A 15,651-nucleotide genomic window follows, 5' to 3' on the forward strand; every position below is an offset into this window, starting at 1 on the left:
CTAAATAGTTGAATGCGGAATAAAGCCTTTCTCCAATACTTCTTTGGAGTGGTAAGATAGGATGGCAGTAGCGCCGGCACGTTTGAAACTTAATAGCGTTTCTAGAATGACACGTTCGTCTAACCATCCATTTTGAATCGCGGCTTTTAACATCGCATATTCGCCGCTCACATTATACACTGCAATGGGAAGATCGAAGTTGTCCGCTAGAAGTTTAACGATATCTAAGTAGGGAAGTCCAGGTTTTACCATTAGAAAATCAGCTCCTTCTTGTGCATCAAGCTGGGCTTCGATAAGCGCTTCTTTTGCGTTGGCAGGATTCATTTGGTAAGTTTTCTTGTCCCCATGTTTAGGTGCAGAACCTAAAGCATCTCTAAAAGGGCCATAATAAGCCGAAGCATATTTTGCCGTATAAGACATCAAAGAAACTTGGGTAAAACCATTATGGTCCAATAGCTCACGGATGTAACCGATGCGGCCATCCATCATATCCGATGGCGCGATAATATCAGCACCCGATTGTGCATGTGCCAAGGCCATTTTACCCAATACTTCTAATGTCTCATCGTTTAGGATTTCACCGTTTTCGACAATGCCATCGTGGCCATCGCTACTGTAAGGATCCATGGCAACATCTGTTACGATGCAAGCCTCAGGGAAATTTTTCTTGACAGCGGCAATAGCACGTAGGTATAAACTTCCGTCACGGTAGCTTTCTGTAGCATACTTGTCTTTTAGTGACTCCTCAATATTTGGGAAAAGATCAAATGAGCGTAAACCCAGTTTTAAGCAGCTTTCTACCTCTTTCAATAGGTTGTCTATAGAATAGCGATAGATGCCCGGCATCGATTTAACCTCAGTTTTTTGATTTTGCCCATCGACGATAAAAAGTGGGAAAATCAAATTTGACGCGTCTAAACGTGTCTCTTGAATCATGTCGCGAATCACGGCAGATTTACGATTTCTTCTCGGACGTTGTAACATTATATTAAGATTATTTATGATCTATTGTTGTTTAAATGCAAATGCGGTAAAACCATCAGCTCAGTTTGACTTACGAACGGCTTTTTCCAATGACTAATACTCCAATCCAAAAACGGCTTCGGAAAGACCAATTTCATCCGGAGAATAAGGAAGTGTATAAGAAACATTCATCGCATCGAATTTTGCGCCTGTAGAACGACCAATACAGATTACTTTCTGGCCAGGTTCCAATAGATTGTCCGCAAAATAAGCTTCCACATTACTTGGGCTCGTAAACACCAAGACTTCCGCATTCGATGGATCTACATTTTCTTCTAAAACAGTTTCATACACCGGCATATTGATGATTTTCGTTTCAGCACTCAATGCTTTTTGGATTGTTTCCAGAGATTCTTTTGCACGTGGAATAAGTACGGTACCACCATTTGCCAGTTCTGCAAATTTCTTTGCAATTTCTTCCATATTAATCCCCTCGCTGTCGCCAGAAAAGTCAGCGACGCGATCATACTTGCGTAAAATCTCTTCAGATCCGCGCCCAATGACACCGATCTTAGTTTTTTTACTCAAACGAGGTTCCAAATTGAAGAAGTGCTCAATACCATTTTTACTTGAAAATATGATCCAATCCACATGTTTCAAAATGAATGGATCCAATTTGTTGATGATAGGAAATATTTTAATCAATGAACGGCCTTCAATTGCAATATTATGTTTGGCCATGGACCTTGCAAAATAGGAGTTTTCGTCTACCTCCCGGGAAATGAATACAGACTGCGGCAGTTTTCTGTCCTTTGAATATTTGCTGAAGATGCGCTCTGCTAAACGTATTGTGTCGGTATCTCTCAGGTAAACCCGGTCAGGGAAGTCTTCACTTGTTTCGGCGATAGAAGCCCAAGCTTCATATTCATCGCCGCTCTTGCGGCAATAACAGCCAAGCGGAGCATGACAGCCTGCGTCAAACTTATTCAATACCAAACGTTCTACAGCGATTGTTTTAGCTACTTCTTCATTATTCAATGGCTGCAAAGCGTCAAATAGCTCCTGATCAACTTCGCGAATCTGGATCGCTAATACTCCCTGCGCTGGAGCGGGAATAATTTCAACAGGAGGGATTTCTTCTACATGGAAATCACTGATATCCATTTCAATACGGCTAATCCCTGCCTTTGCAAGCACAATAGCGTCATACTGCTCGTCGCGTAACTTTTGCATCCTTGTCTGCAAGTTACCACGGAGATCGTCAAACTCCAGATCAGGGCGCAACGCTGATATCTGTGCTTTTCTACGGTTGGATGATGTACCAACAGTCGCATTGTGCTTCAATGAAAGACGCTTTTTAATGTCTACACAATCTTTATGTATAATTAATAGCTCCGACGGATCTTCGCGCTCAGAAACCGCTGCAATAATCAATCCCGGTGGGTTAACTGTAGGTAAATCTTTGTGAGAGTGAACAGCTAAATCAATGGTCCCGCTTAAAAGTTCTTCTTCAAGCTCTTTGGTGAAAAATCCTTTGCCTTCCAATTTATCCAAACGAAGATGCTGTATGATATCACCCTGAGTTTTTATGACCTTTAATTCTGCTTCAATTCCAATTTCTGCCAATCGATCTTTTACAAAATTTGCCTGCCACATGGCAAGAACACTTCCCCGGGTACCAATAATTAGTTTTCTATTCACGTTAATTTTACTTTACCTATTAAAACGATCACAAAAATGTTCTGCCGATAGCGACAAATGCTATGCACACTGGGCGCGCTATTGATTCAATTCAGCTTCGGAAATGAACAGTTTCGGAAAATTTGTTTAAAACAATTTATCGGAACAAAAATAAATAAATAGAGGGAATATGTTGACACGTTACTGTCATTATATGTCAGGAAATAGTTGATAAACCGAAATTTAAAGAAAACAGCCAGCGATTAGCTTCACTCGGCAGAAACAGGATATACTCAAGAATTAGAGGGTATGTTAAGCACAAAGAACTTCGGGATAGGAATGCTAATTTTTCTCGGTTTCGGGAGTTTTAACCAAAATTTCTTTCGCCATAACCATCGGAACCTTAATGTACTTTTTTTCCATATAGTTGATCACTTTTTCCAATACCTCTCGTGCCTCTGGCGTTAAGGCCTGCACTTCTTGGGCAAATACTTCATTTAAGGCGAAAGATTTAATTTCTTTGATCTTTTCAGGAACCTCACGCATTGCAACTTCCACACGGCGTTGTTTGATTAACGGTAAAAATTCCTCAATATTGTCCTGAATGATCTTCTCCGCACTTTCCAGTTCATTATAGCGCTCTTGAATATTTTTCTCTGCAATTGCTTGTAAGCTGCTCACTTCGATATAATGAATCGGATTGTTTTTGAGAACTTCAGCATCAATATCATTCGGAACGGCTAAGTCAATGATCACTTTTTTATCAGTCTCTCCGTTTAATAAGGATTGATAAAGAGCGTTATCTACAATTGAAGTAGGAGCCCCTGTACAGGTTATCAGAATATCGAAACCTTCTTTATATTGACCAATGTCTGCTAAAGGAAAAGCTTCAGCATTCAATTCTTCGGCTAAGGCTTTGGCATTCTCCACAGTACGGTTGAAAATAACAAACTTAGCTTTTTGATTTTTTTGAAAATATTTCGCTAAATTCTGATTGGTTTCTCCAGAACCGATGATGACGATTCTAGGGTTTTCAACCAGTTTTAACTCACGCAATTTGCGGTAAGCAAGCGAAACAACTGAAATGGGATTTCTGGAAATTTTAGTATAGGTGTACACCTCTTTGGCTGTTTTTACAAGTCGATCCATCATCAGGCGTAAAAAATCTCCCGTAAAACCAGCCTCTCTGCAACGATCATAAGCCCGTCTTACCTGTGCCAGAATCTCTTTTTCTCCAACGACAAGACTTTCAAGTGAGCAGGACATCCGAAGTAAATGATTTAAAGCATCCATCCCCTCATATTTATTGACCTGTCCTAAATAGCATTGTAGCCTTTCTTGGGGTACGCAGAAGTTTAACTTACCCATAAAATCGGCGATAAATTCATGGGTCAATTCATGAGCACCATAAAATACAAACTCTACTCGGTTACAAGTACCAATATAAAAGATCTCCGGAATATCTAAGCTATGCTTTAGATTGATGAGCCGACTTTCTAAATCCTCATTGCAGATTACTAGATTACCTAGATCTTTTAGTTCGACATGTTTATGAGTAAACGCTAATACTTTAAGATTTTTCAAAGCTCTAATCCCTCGCTTATATTTAACGGTACAAATGTAGCTTAAAAGCTTTGTGCTTGTGTCAAAAATCTGTCAAAGGGATTAATTTAGAAAGATTTTAAATAGCTTTTTTTATTAAATAACTATCTGTATTACAGTGTTTTATTTTTGTGTTTGTGGCCAAATGATTTTCATCACGATAGGCAGTGACGAAAGTTTTGAGCTAAAAAACGCAGTGCCTACTCTTTAATATCCGAATTTACCCCAACAGAGTCCACGGTGACATCTTCTAATTCTTCCACATACGGAGTCTCTTCTGCGGCGGTAGCTTCTTGAATTTCACTGTCACTATATTGGCAATAGCTGTCAAAAGTTTTGCTGCTTTTATTGTAAATTAATGCGTATTTGGAGGTCTTATTCTTGACGATAATTCCATCGGCAGGAGCGGGCACTAACTTCATCTCATCCATAAAAATTTTCTGTCCCTTTTTGAAGCTGTTGATGAGTGGCAGTTCGCTTGAATATTCCTTCCAGAATAAGATATCGCCTTTCGCGGATATGATCCAGATCGCACTGCTTTGGTAATCGTTTTTTTCAATCAAAAATGCCATTTCCTTATTCCAGCTATCTGAATCGTTGCGATCGGTAAAGTTTCCATAACAAAAAACGGATTTAGCACGGTCTTTTATCCTGGTAAATTTGTAGATGGGTTTATCCTCTACAGGTTCTAGATAGTTATTGCCCATAAAAATCTTTGTAATACCCCTTCTGTAACGCAAGGGGATGTTGTCATATTCCGGTATAGTGAAGATGGCATTGTTCCAGTGTTGATAGTCTTCTAATGAACTCCAACCATCAGCATCCTCTAGGTCTTTGGGGTCTGCGTTTTCATACCCGATAGCAGCGGTGGCCGTGCTGTCGACCTCCAATCCTTGGATCGCTTGTCGCTGGTTATAATTGTAATATCCGCCGCCGGCCAGGATCACCAATAGGACGATACCGATAATAATAAAGACTTTTTTCTTTTTGTTTGGCTGTGCAGGTTGTTCTGCGGCTATTTCCTCAACTTCTCTTTTCATGTTTATTATTCAGCTTAATCGTAAAAATTTATTCTCCCATTTATAGACATCACCCCATTGTAGTACTACTCCGTGTATTCCTGATTAGCATCAATGTGGCTAACACTGAACGAGAATTGTCTCTAAAAATAGAATAATTTTTCAAAAAGCGAAAGACATGTTATATAAGTGTTAATATTCAACTTATATTCGTACGAATTTTAAAGCAATTTGAATTATGATTATTATCAAAAAATACGTTGCCATTGTCGGACTGGTGATCTGCTTTTTTTCCAGTATGACGCCGTTTTTAAAAGTACCTATTAAAGGAAATTGGAACCTCTATCAGGTAGATGCCTATTTGTTCTTTATTACCCTGCTGATTTTGGGGGTGACTGCGCTGTTGTTTTTTGTTCGAGCAGTTCGCGCTTATCAATGGATGACGCGATTGGCAGCCTGCTGGTATATTTTGAGTATAACAGCAGTCTGGTTTAAGATCAATAATTATTTCGGTTGGGGCTTTGCTGATAAATTGCTTTCTAAATCCCTGCATATGCGCTGGGGCTGGATTGTCTATCTGGTAGGTATCTTATTGTTGGTGTTAAGTACCAAAAAGGTTGGATCTTCGGTGGAGTAGTGAAGGCGTTTACCAAAAAAATAAGCTAGATGAAAAACACCTAGCTTATTTTTTGTTTGGACGATGCGGTATAAAATGATTTTTTAATTTGTCCAATCCTAAATCTTCTTCGATCTTATCCAATTCGTAGGACCATATCTTTTCGTCCAAAATTTCGTTAAGCATTTTAGGGTTAGTAAGGTCTACTGGACGCACACGTTGTTCTTTGTTGATTGGCGAGGTAAGCTCCTGCAAAATGCTGCTATGGCGTAAGATCTGAAAGCGGAAAGTCGGCCATTTTCCAACATTTGCAAAGTTTCCTGTATAAAACTGAATCGAGTCGTGTGGAGGTATCTTATTGCTGAAAATACCTTTAACTTTATTCGCAGTTGCTTCGGATATGGATATCAGTAGCTCAAAGCTTGTTTCATTGATGATATGTAATTTGGCGAGTCCATCTTTGTGATCTCCCGAGATCGCCAAAAGTATCCCTTTCTCGATAAATCGATGTGGTGTCAATGGTGTTGCATGCTGGTCGAGCTCATCATCCGCGCGCCGCATATTGCCGAATACAAGGGTGATTTTATCCATCGGTACAGGGATTTCGAAACCTGTATCGTCCGTGACGCCCACAATATCGTTGGGCTGCATGGATGTAATATGTCCCTCAATGGGTTCATCAACAAACCGTACTAAATCTCCTATTCTAAATTTCATGTTTACTTTACTTTGGTGTCAATAATATATAATAGCTTTTCAAGATCCGAGTGATCGTTGTATAAATGAAATCCGATACGGATTCCCGAACCTCGGGGGAAGCATTTTATTCCCTCATCCAAGAGGGTTTGATAATAGTCGTGGTCGATCTGTATGTTGAAAATGTTGCTCTGCGGACGTCGTTTTACGATGCTATTCAATAACAGTTTTCTGTCGGACAGCTCAGCACGGGCATCTGCGATCAATTTTTGGGTATAGGCCACTGTTTCGGCAAACCCCCATTCCTCCAATTGAAGAAGAGACTGCTGTAGCGTTCCGTGTGACAACGTATCCAAATGGCCGGGCTCGAAACAGAGTTGTACCACAGATTTATTCATCCATTGGTTGTTGAGAAAGCTGTAGTTTTCCTGAATATTCGCATAGAGCATCGCTTTGAGCCTTTCGCTTAAGAGCACAAAGCCATTGCCAAAGCCAGCCATAAGCCATTTATATCCACTGGATAATACGGCGTCAAATCCCGAAAGTGTAAAATTAAAGAGTTCTGTTCCCAAAAATTGGGTGCCGTCACCGACGATCAGCAAGTCGGGATGCTGATGCTTCAATTCCTGTATGAAAGATAGGTCTATTTTTAATCCCGAAATGTATTGAACAATGGAGAGGATAAGGACATCTGGTTTAAATGTCGCTATTGTGTCCAATAAATTTGCTTCCAGTTGTTCGTCCATCGTGACAAATTGGTGTTCAAAACCACTTAATATCGTCGGAAAATTAACGGAAGGATAATCATTATTCAGTAGAAGAACCTTAGCTTGCTTAGGTAAACCGGCCAGCAGTGCATTGAAAGCAGAGGAAAAACAACTGGATAAGAAGACATTTTGGGAAGGACAATTAAAAAATGTACCTAGTGTAGCCCGGCAGGCATCCAAGGTCGCACCCTGCTGTTCACGTAAGTTCGAGTTTGAATCAAAGAAATCTCGGTCTCTCTTGGCGCGCCACGCCTTTGTTTCACGTGAAAGTAAGCCCGATCCCGGTGTCGTTAGGTAAGTGACCTCTGTTGCGATGTCAAAATGTTTGCGATATGGACTACTCATTGTTGTGCTTTTTTGTTAATATAGCTAAATAATCTGTCAGTGAAAGATATGTTCCGCCCATACTTTCCAGATGACTAGTATGGAATTGGCAATCAATTAGATGTAATTCGATTTCTTGTGCAAGGTAAATTAGTGCAGCCTTCGATGCGTTGGCGACTTTAGAAAACATACTTTCGCCGCAAAATACACCATTGATTAATACACCATAAAGGCCCCCAACCAGTATCCCATCTTGCCAAACTTCCACCGAATGTGCATAACCCAGCTCCGCAAGTTTGCTATAGGCATCTATCATGTCCGCTGTAATCCAGGTACCTTCCTGATCTTTTCTATTCATAGTTGCGCAATGATGAATGACTGCTTTAAAGTTGCGGTCTATTGAGAACGAAAAAATATTTTTCCGAAGGACGCTCGCCATGCTCTTGCTGATTTTTATTTTGCGCGGATCGATCACGAATCTAGGGTTTGGGGCATACCAGAGAATAGGGCTGCGCTCGTCAAACCAAGGGAAAATCCCATTACTATAGGCGAGTAGCAGGCGATCGGTGGAAAGATCCCCACCTACAGCAAGTAAACCATCTGCTTCTGCATAGCTTGGGTGTGGGAATTCAAGTTTTTTAGTATCCAGTTCAAATACCATTGTTGTTTAGCATACTGCGAAAGAGGATGTTATTCTGGTTGGCGTGGCTCTTTACTGATCTCATCAAATAGTTTATCCATGTGTTCAACATATTCGTTGGTGTCGTCAAGGAAAAATTCCAATTGAGGAACGATCTTTACTTGGTTCTTAATTTTTGCGCCTAGTTTGTAACGTATTTCAGCTGTTTTGGAACGAATCGCCTTAATGCCTTCCTGTGCTGTCTTGGTGTTTAAAAAGCTCACATAAACGCGTGCGATCGCCAAATCTGGCGTAACACGAACACGTGTAACCGTAATAAATGCTCCGGGAGCCCATGAATGACCCTCGCGTTGAAATAATGCCGCTAAATCCTGTTGAATTACCCCAGCAAAACGTTGCTGTCTCTTGCTTTCTGTTCCCATCGTATACGTTTTTTGTATTGAATATGCTCAATTGTGTCAAACAAAAGTAGCCAAAATTTCAATTAAAAGAGAACTTTGGATTGTCCTCTTGTCACACTTAGTTAACAAAGAATACCAGATAGCACACCTGCTTGAAAAGAATGGAGAATAGCAATTGAAAAATAAAATATGCTAAAAAGGAAAAAAGGCACATCTTGGTTTGACGTGCCTTTAAATTTCGATTCACAATTGGTTAGGTAATTTCTTTCAAGTTTTAAGACTTTGAGGTCTATCATATTTGGTTTGAAATTTTGGTGTATTTAAAGCGGTAAGTATTTACTAACCCTACCATCTTCTCTTTTTTCATCTCCCTTACACTACAAACATAGGAATACTTAAAAAACTGACAAAATAACTTTTAAAAATAAAGTGAGTGGTTACTTATAATATGTGTTTATCCCGATTTAACAAACTTTTAACATTATATTTTTTTTGTAATAGTCTATTTTATCGACGCTATTTTTCCATTTTTTAACGAATTGACCAAAAAATGTATGTAATCTTTGCATTGATATAACCGTTTGCAATTGGTATTTTTGTAAAAATCGGATGTCATAAAATTATCAGGAGCTTCAATCCATACTAAACCTGCCATAAGCTTCTGATTAAAATAGCATTTAAAAAAATAAGAAGAATGAAAATCTGGCAAAAAAATATAGATGTAGATTCTTTTGTAGAATCATTTACTGTGGGCAATGACCGGGTCATGGATCTGCAACTTGCTGCTGCAGATGTTTTGGGCTCATTGGCTCACACACGTATGTTGAACAGTATAGATCTCATGACGGATGAGGATCTGGCCCTCGTTCAGCAAGAGCTAAAAAATATCTATAGCGAAATCCTTGCTGGAGATTTTAGCATTGAAGATTCTGTGGAAGACGTGCACTCGCAGGTTGAAATGCTGCTTACACAGCGTATCGGTGAGGCAGGTAAAAAAATACATTCGGGCAGATCCCGTAATGATCAGGTATTGGTCGATCTAAAGTTGTACTTTCGCTCCGAAATTCAACATATCATCCACAATACAGAAGCGTTTTTTAGCGAATTAATAAAACTCAGCGAGCAGTATAAGCATATCCTAATCCCTGGTTACACCCATTTGCAGATCGCCATGCCTTCATCGTTTGGGTTGTGGTTTGGTGCATACGCCGAAAGCCTTGTCGATGATCTGGAGATGATGCGTGCAGCCTGGAAGGTTTGTAATAAAAACCCGTTGGGATCCGCTGCAGGTTATGGCTCATCTTTCCCTTTAGATAGGACCCTGACCACACAATTGTTGGGATTTGAGGATCTCAATTATAATGTGGTCTATGCGCAGATGGGACGCGGTAAGACCGAACGTATCTTGGCACAGGGTATGAGTTCAATAGCTGCAACCTTAGCTAAGTTTGCCATGGACGTATGTCTTTATATAAACCAGAATTTTGGATTTATCTCATTTCCTGCCCATTTGACCACAGGATCGAGTATTATGCCACATAAGAAAAATCCTGATGTCTTTGAGTTGATCCGATCACGCTGTAACAAGATTCAAGCATTGCCCAATGAGATCGCATTGATGACTACAAATTTGCCATCCGGTTACCATAGGGATCTTCAGTTGTTAAAAGAGAATTTATTCCCGGCTTTCCAATCACTCAATGAATGTCTTGAAATTGCAACCTTCATGTTGGAAAACATATCCGTTAAAGAAAATATCCTAGACGATCCAAAATATGATTATCTATTCTCCGTAGAAGTGGTCAATAATGAAGTCCTTAAAGGGGTGCCGTTCCGTGAAGCCTATCGAACTATAGGTATTGATATTGATGAAGGGCGCTTCAAGCCATCGAAAGAAGTAAATCATACCCACGAAGGAAGTATTGGAAATCTATGCAATGATCAGATTCAACGTATGTTTGAAGAGGTCAAAGCGACTTTTTGTTTTGACAAAGTTAATTCTGCAATAGACGATCTTTTAAAATAAAAGGTACTGTTGTCTTCTTGGAAAAAGACAGCACATAGCAAAATATAACGGCCGGTAAGCATGTGCTTACCGGCCGTTATATTTTCTTATTTTTTTATTGAGAACTTAAAGTGTGTCTCGGAGTCAAATGACTCTCCGGCTTGCAACAAAGTAGGAGGAAAGTCTTCTTGGTTGGGCGTATCCGGGAAATGCTGCGTTTCAAGGCAGAATCCGGCATAAGGGAGATACCTATGGCCTTTTTTGCCAAAATCATTTCCAGTCATCCAATTTGCTGTATAAAGCTGCACACCCGGTTCAGTGGTAAAAACATCCAGCTGAATGCCCGTATTTTTTGAATAGACCGTTGCGCAAGGCTGCGAAATAGGCTGGTTGTTGACATAACAATGGTCATAGCCTTTGGCAGCAATCAATTGTTCGTTATTTGCAGTAATATCTTGTACAATAGGTTTGGGTGTGCGAAAGTCGAAGGCAGTGCCCTCCACTGGTACTATTGCATTCGGTATCTGATTCTCGTCTACAAATAAAACTTCATCTGAATTGATCTGAAGGATCTGCTGCAACACGTCACCACTACCTTCTCCGTCCAGATTGAAGTATGTATGGTTAGTTAAGTTGATGTGTGTATCGGCATCAGATTGCGCATGATATTTGATAATGATCTCATTATTTCGCGATAAGGTATAGGAAACCATCACTTTTAGGTTCCCAGGAAAACCTTCCTCGCCATCTGGAGAAACATAATAAAATTCGACGTGCGATTGGTAGGTAACCCTTCTATCCCAAACCTTGTCATGAAAACCGGATATACCGCCATGAAGACAATTGTTGCCATTGTTTTGAGGAAGTGTATACTGTTTTCCGTTGAGTTTAAATTTACCATCTGCAATGCGGTTTGCGAAACGCCCTGCAGTACAACCATGGTATTTCTCGTCAGAATCAAGATAGGCCTGAATAGAATCAAAACCCAGTGCAACGTCTACCAAATTTCCTTTGTTGTCAGGAACCAAAATACTGACAATACGTGCACCGTAGTCAGTTAAGAGGACTTGCATCCCCCCTTCATTTTTTAATAAGAGCAAATGCGTGTTTTTGCCGTCAATTGTACCTTCAAAATGTTTTGGAATAAGTGTTTGATATTTTGTCATGATTGATCCCTATTGGTATTGTAGCATAAAGATACAGAATCTAAGCAGTATAAAAACGATTTTGATCGAAGGCATTTATAAAATCTTTTATTATTCAATCCAGGATCCTGGTTTAATAATCGCAGTTAAATAAACGAAATAATGAAGTAAGCAACGAATGTGGGCCAACGCTGTTTAAGGCAATTTTGGGTCAGAGCCGCAAGGATTATAATTGTATTTAAGGGCAAATTTATCTAAGTTTGCGCTATGTCTGAAAAAATGAATTGGAAAGATTTGCTCTCCGCAAAGCGCTGGGGTTACGAAGATCGGAGCGTAGATAGCTATCTCGTGGCGCGATCGGAATTTCAACGGGATTATGATCGTTTGATCTTTTCTTCCCCATTTCGAAGATTACAGAATAAAACACAGGTTTTTCCGCTGCCTGGTGCTGTATTCGTTCACAACAGATTGACCCATAGTTTGGAAGTAGCCAGCGTTGGGCGCTCTTTGGGACGTATGTTTTATGCAAAGTTGAAAGAGGAAAACCCCAATCTTGATGCGGATTATCCATTTCTTCAGGAAGTCGGCAATATTATTTCTGCAGCATGCCTTTCACATGACTTGGGTAATCCTGCCTTTGGCCACTCGGGTGAGTCTGCCATATCGACTTACTTCACAGACGGAGACGGGCGTAAATACCAAGAGCAGGTTACCGCTGAGGAATGGGCTGATTTAACCCATTTTGAGGGAAATGCTAATGCCTTACGTATCCTGACACATGCCTTTCAGGGAAAAGATCCCAAAGGATTTGCATTGACGTATACTTCTTTGGCGTCCATCGTGAAATATCCATGTTTGGCCATTGATGGCCATCTTAAGAAAAGCCATCACCGCAAGAAGTATGGCTTTTTTACAGAAGAGCAAAAAGCATTCGAAAAAATCGCCAATGAATTGGGCTTATTAAAAGATCCTTCTAATCCAAAAGGCTATCTGAGACACCCGTTGGTATATCTGGTGGAGGCTGCAGATGATATCTGTTACAATATTATAGACTTGGAAGATGCTCATCATCTGAAGATTTTATCTTATCAAGAAGTGGAAGAGTTGCTATTGCCGCTATGTGGCAAAGAGAATCTTCGCGACAGACTTGACGGTCTGCTGGATACGCCGAGCCGGGTAGCATTGTTGCGGGCCAAAGCGATCAATACCTTAATTAAAGGGTGTGTTGACGTCTTTATACGTGAACAGGATAAATTCTTGTCCGGAACATTCGGATCAGCGCTAATGGATGCACTTGATGAAGAGATTGTTGCACAGATGAACAAAATCTCGAAGATTTCCATCGCAAAAATCTACAATGCTCCCACGGTTGTACAGATTGAGATTGCTGGCTATCGGGTGATGGATGCACTTTTAAAAGAATTTGTTCCAGCGTACCTCAAGAAGAACAAGAATAATTACGATAAGAAACTTGTCGCTCTAATTCCTGAACAATTTTATACAGAAAAACAAGATTCCTATTCGAAGATTCGTTGCGTATTGGATTTTGTGTCAGGCATGACCGACGTTTATGCGATAGAGCTATATCGTAAGATCAAAGGAATAACGATACCTTCGATCGACTAACATCTAACATCTAATATCTCATAGCTAAAATGAAGGTTGTAATTGCTGAAAAGCCCTCCGTGGCACGTGATCTAGCTCGGGTGATGGGGGCGAAGGAAGTCAAAGACGGGTATATCGCCGGTAATGGTTATGCTTTTACATATGCTTTCGGACATTTGGTCCAACTCTGTACACCTCAGGCCTACGGATATAATTCGTGGACAATCTCAAACTTGCCAATCATTCCACAAAGCTTTAAACTGGAATCGAAAAAGGTGAAGCGTGATGGCAAGCAGATGGACGATACTGGGGCAGTGAAACAGCTTAATACCATTAAATCCCTTTTGGATCAAGCCGAAGAAATTATTGTGGCTACCGATGCCGGACGGGAAGGGGAATTGATCTTTCGCAATATATATTATTTTTTAGGGTCAAAAGTGCCGTTTAAGCGCTTGTGGATTTCAAGCCAAACGGATAAAGCCATTAAAGAGGGGTTTGCCAATTTAAAGGACGGTACGGAATACGATAGCCTGTACATGTCTGCACGTTCACGCTCGGAGTCGGACTGGCTGATCGGTATCAATGCAACACAAGCCATCACCTTAGCAGCTGGTAATAAGGGCCTACTTTCTTTAGGACGCGTGCAGACACCAACTTTGGCCATGATCTGTTCGCGCTATCTGGAAAATAAAGACTTTAAACCGCAGGCATTTTATAAAATTCAGGCCGGGTTTGAAAAAGACAATATCAGTTTTAAAGCTACCTCAGCTAAAATTGATAAGAAGGATGTGGCGGAACAAACCGTTGCGCGACTCACGATTGGTTCCAATGCACGCGTGGCAAAGGTAGAAGCCAAAGAAACAAAAGAGCAACCACCGCTGTTGTTTGATTTAACATCGCTACAACAGGATGCGAATAAAAAATATGGTTATTCGGCCGATCAGACACTCAATATTGCGCAAACACTGTACGAAAAGAAGGTTATTACTTACCCGCGTACGGGTTCCCGTTATATTGGTGAAGATGTTTTTGAAACAATTGGCACACTTTTTCAACATTTGGCAGATACTGCAGAAGAATCCATTGCATCAATCGCAAAAAATCTGATCAGTGCAAAATTGAACAAACGCTCTGTCGATGACAAAAAGGTAACTGATCACCATGCCCTTTTAGTGACTGATGAAAAACCCGGACCCATGTTGAAAGAGCAGCAGAATATCTACAATATGATTGCCAAGCGCATGGTCGAAAGTTTTTCGGAAGTATGTATAAAAGATATTACTACCGTTACGATAGATGCACAAGGTGTTGAACTCATTGCCAAAGGTACTGTGATTAAGCAATACGGCTGGCGGTTGTCTGCAGAGCAGATCGAGGCTCCGGATGAAGACAAGAACAATGAGGATCAGGACAACGAAAATGCGCAATTACCGAAGCTGTTAGTCGAAGAATTATTGGAGATTCTGACCCTCGAACTTGCCGAACGTTTTACTAAAGCCAGACCCATACATACCGAAGCCTCATTATTGAAGGCCATGGAAACTTCGGGAAAGGAAATTGAAGACGATGAAATGCGCCAAGCCATGAAAGACTGTGGCCTAGGTACCCCAGCTACACGTGCTGCAACCATTGAGACGCTTTTTCAACGTGACTATATAAAGCGCGATAAGAAAAAACTGATCCCCACAGAAAAGGGACTGGCCGTGTATAACCTTGTAAAGGATCGTTCCATCGCTAAGGTAACTTTGACCGGTAAATGGGAACAGAAGCTGGAAGAAATGCGGGCGAATAAGGTTTCCTATGATGTTTTTATGAAGCATATTAAGGATTACACCGCCAAAATTACAAAAGAACTGTTGACACTGCGGATTTCACTTGCGCAGGCGGAAGTTAAACCTCAGCAGAAAGGAAAAATAAAATGTCCGAAATGTGAGCGCGGGTTAATTTTGCTCTATGATAAAGTCGCCCAATGTGACCATTATGCCCGTGGATGTGATTTTAAGATCTGGCGGACATTGAACGGTGTCTTTCTAGACGAAAAAGAGATGAAGAACCTGTTGGAGAAGGGAAAAACTTCGGAGTTTAAAGGTGTGAAAAATAACGAAGGCACTCTTGTCAATGCGCCGCTTGTGTTTGAAAATTTTAAAGTCAACGTGGGATAAGCTAGTGTACCCCACGTTGTTATCTT

At 40.5% G+C, this 15,651-nt stretch carries 13 protein-coding genes; 4 read left to right on the forward strand and 9 right to left on the reverse strand.

The window, feature by feature from the left end; all coding sequences use genetic code 11:
- The 4 genes from hemB to VXM68_RS08080 form a co-directional block, all read right to left on the reverse strand.
- Complete coding sequence (gene hemB, locus VXM68_RS08065) at positions 1-984, reverse strand: porphobilinogen synthase (RefSeq protein WP_293952901.1); 984 nt, start codon at positions 982-984, stop codon at positions 1-3.
- 93 nt (positions 985-1,077) lie between these two features.
- Positions 1,078-2,664: a hydroxymethylbilane synthase gene (gene hemC / locus VXM68_RS08070; protein ID WP_293952899.1), complete on the reverse strand. Its 1,587-nt coding sequence runs from the start codon at positions 2,662-2,664 to the stop codon at positions 1,078-1,080.
- Between the two features lie 321 nt (positions 2,665-2,985).
- On the reverse strand, positions 2,986-4,227 hold the full coding sequence (gene hemA, locus VXM68_RS08075) for a glutamyl-tRNA reductase (RefSeq protein WP_294185904.1): 1,242 nt from the start codon (positions 4,225-4,227) through the stop codon (positions 2,986-2,988).
- A 218-nt stretch (positions 4,228-4,445) separates the two neighbouring features.
- The gene (locus tag VXM68_RS08080) at positions 4,446-5,285 is read right to left on the reverse strand and encodes a hypothetical protein (protein WP_367210961.1); all 840 of its coding nucleotides are present in this window, start codon (positions 5,283-5,285) and stop codon (positions 4,446-4,448) included.
- 217 nt (positions 5,286-5,502) lie between these two features.
- On the opposite strand from VXM68_RS08080, the gene VXM68_RS08085 reads away from it, so the two are divergent.
- Positions 5,503-5,901: a hypothetical protein gene (locus tag VXM68_RS08085; RefSeq protein WP_294185902.1), complete on the forward strand. Its 399-nt coding sequence runs from the start codon at positions 5,503-5,505 to the stop codon at positions 5,899-5,901.
- 45 nt (positions 5,902-5,946) lie between these two features.
- On the opposite strand, the gene VXM68_RS08090 is transcribed toward VXM68_RS08085, so the two are convergent.
- The 4 genes from VXM68_RS08090 to rbfA are packed head-to-tail and all read right to left on the reverse strand — an operon-like array spanning position 5,947 to position 8,729.
- The gene (locus VXM68_RS08090; protein ID WP_293952891.1) at positions 5,947-6,597 is read right to left on the reverse strand and encodes a hypothetical protein; all 651 of its coding nucleotides are present in this window, start codon (positions 6,595-6,597) and stop codon (positions 5,947-5,949) included.
- A 2-nt stretch (positions 6,598-6,599) separates the two neighbouring features.
- The gene (locus VXM68_RS08095) at positions 6,600-7,688 is read right to left on the reverse strand and encodes an aminotransferase class V-fold PLP-dependent enzyme (protein ID WP_367210962.1); all 1,089 of its coding nucleotides are present in this window, start codon (positions 7,686-7,688) and stop codon (positions 6,600-6,602) included.
- Positions 7,681-8,328, reverse strand: coding sequence for a leucyl/phenylalanyl-tRNA--protein transferase (aat, locus tag VXM68_RS08100; RefSeq protein WP_367210963.1), 648 nt, complete (start codon positions 8,326-8,328; stop codon positions 7,681-7,683). The genes VXM68_RS08095 and aat overlap by 8 nt, the downstream gene beginning before the upstream one ends.
- A gap of 29 nt (positions 8,329-8,357) precedes the next feature.
- Positions 8,358-8,729: a 30S ribosome-binding factor RbfA gene (gene rbfA, locus VXM68_RS08105; RefSeq protein WP_294345552.1), complete on the reverse strand. Its 372-nt coding sequence runs from the start codon at positions 8,727-8,729 to the stop codon at positions 8,358-8,360.
- Between the two features lie 673 nt (positions 8,730-9,402).
- Between rbfA and argH the strand changes: the two genes are divergently transcribed.
- Entirely contained in the window at positions 9,403-10,734 is a 1,332-nt protein-coding gene (argH, locus tag VXM68_RS08110; RefSeq protein ID WP_367210964.1) for an argininosuccinate lyase, read from the forward strand.
- 86 nt (positions 10,735-10,820) lie between these two features.
- Here argH and VXM68_RS08115 read toward each other — a convergent pair whose 3' ends face one another.
- Complete coding sequence (locus tag VXM68_RS08115) at positions 10,821-11,879, reverse strand: aldose epimerase family protein (protein WP_367210965.1); 1,059 nt, start codon at positions 11,877-11,879, stop codon at positions 10,821-10,823.
- A gap of 246 nt (positions 11,880-12,125) precedes the next feature.
- Between VXM68_RS08115 and VXM68_RS08120 the strand changes: the two genes are divergently transcribed.
- Both VXM68_RS08120 and VXM68_RS08125 read left to right on the forward strand, forming a co-directional pair.
- Positions 12,126-13,484 carry a deoxyguanosinetriphosphate triphosphohydrolase gene (locus VXM68_RS08120; protein WP_293952880.1) on the forward strand — a complete coding sequence of 453 codons (1,359 nt, stop codon included), beginning with the start codon at positions 12,126-12,128 and terminating at the stop codon, positions 13,482-13,484.
- A gap of 29 nt (positions 13,485-13,513) precedes the next feature.
- Positions 13,514-15,625, forward strand: a complete 2,112-nt coding sequence (locus VXM68_RS08125) for a DNA topoisomerase 3 (RefSeq protein WP_367210966.1) — start codon at positions 13,514-13,516, stop codon at positions 15,623-15,625.
- Positions 15,626-15,651: the final 26 nt, after the last annotated feature.

It is taken from the genome of Sphingobacterium sp. R2, assembly GCF_040760075.1.
Lineage (GTDB): Bacteria > Bacteroidota > Bacteroidia > Sphingobacteriales > Sphingobacteriaceae > Sphingobacterium.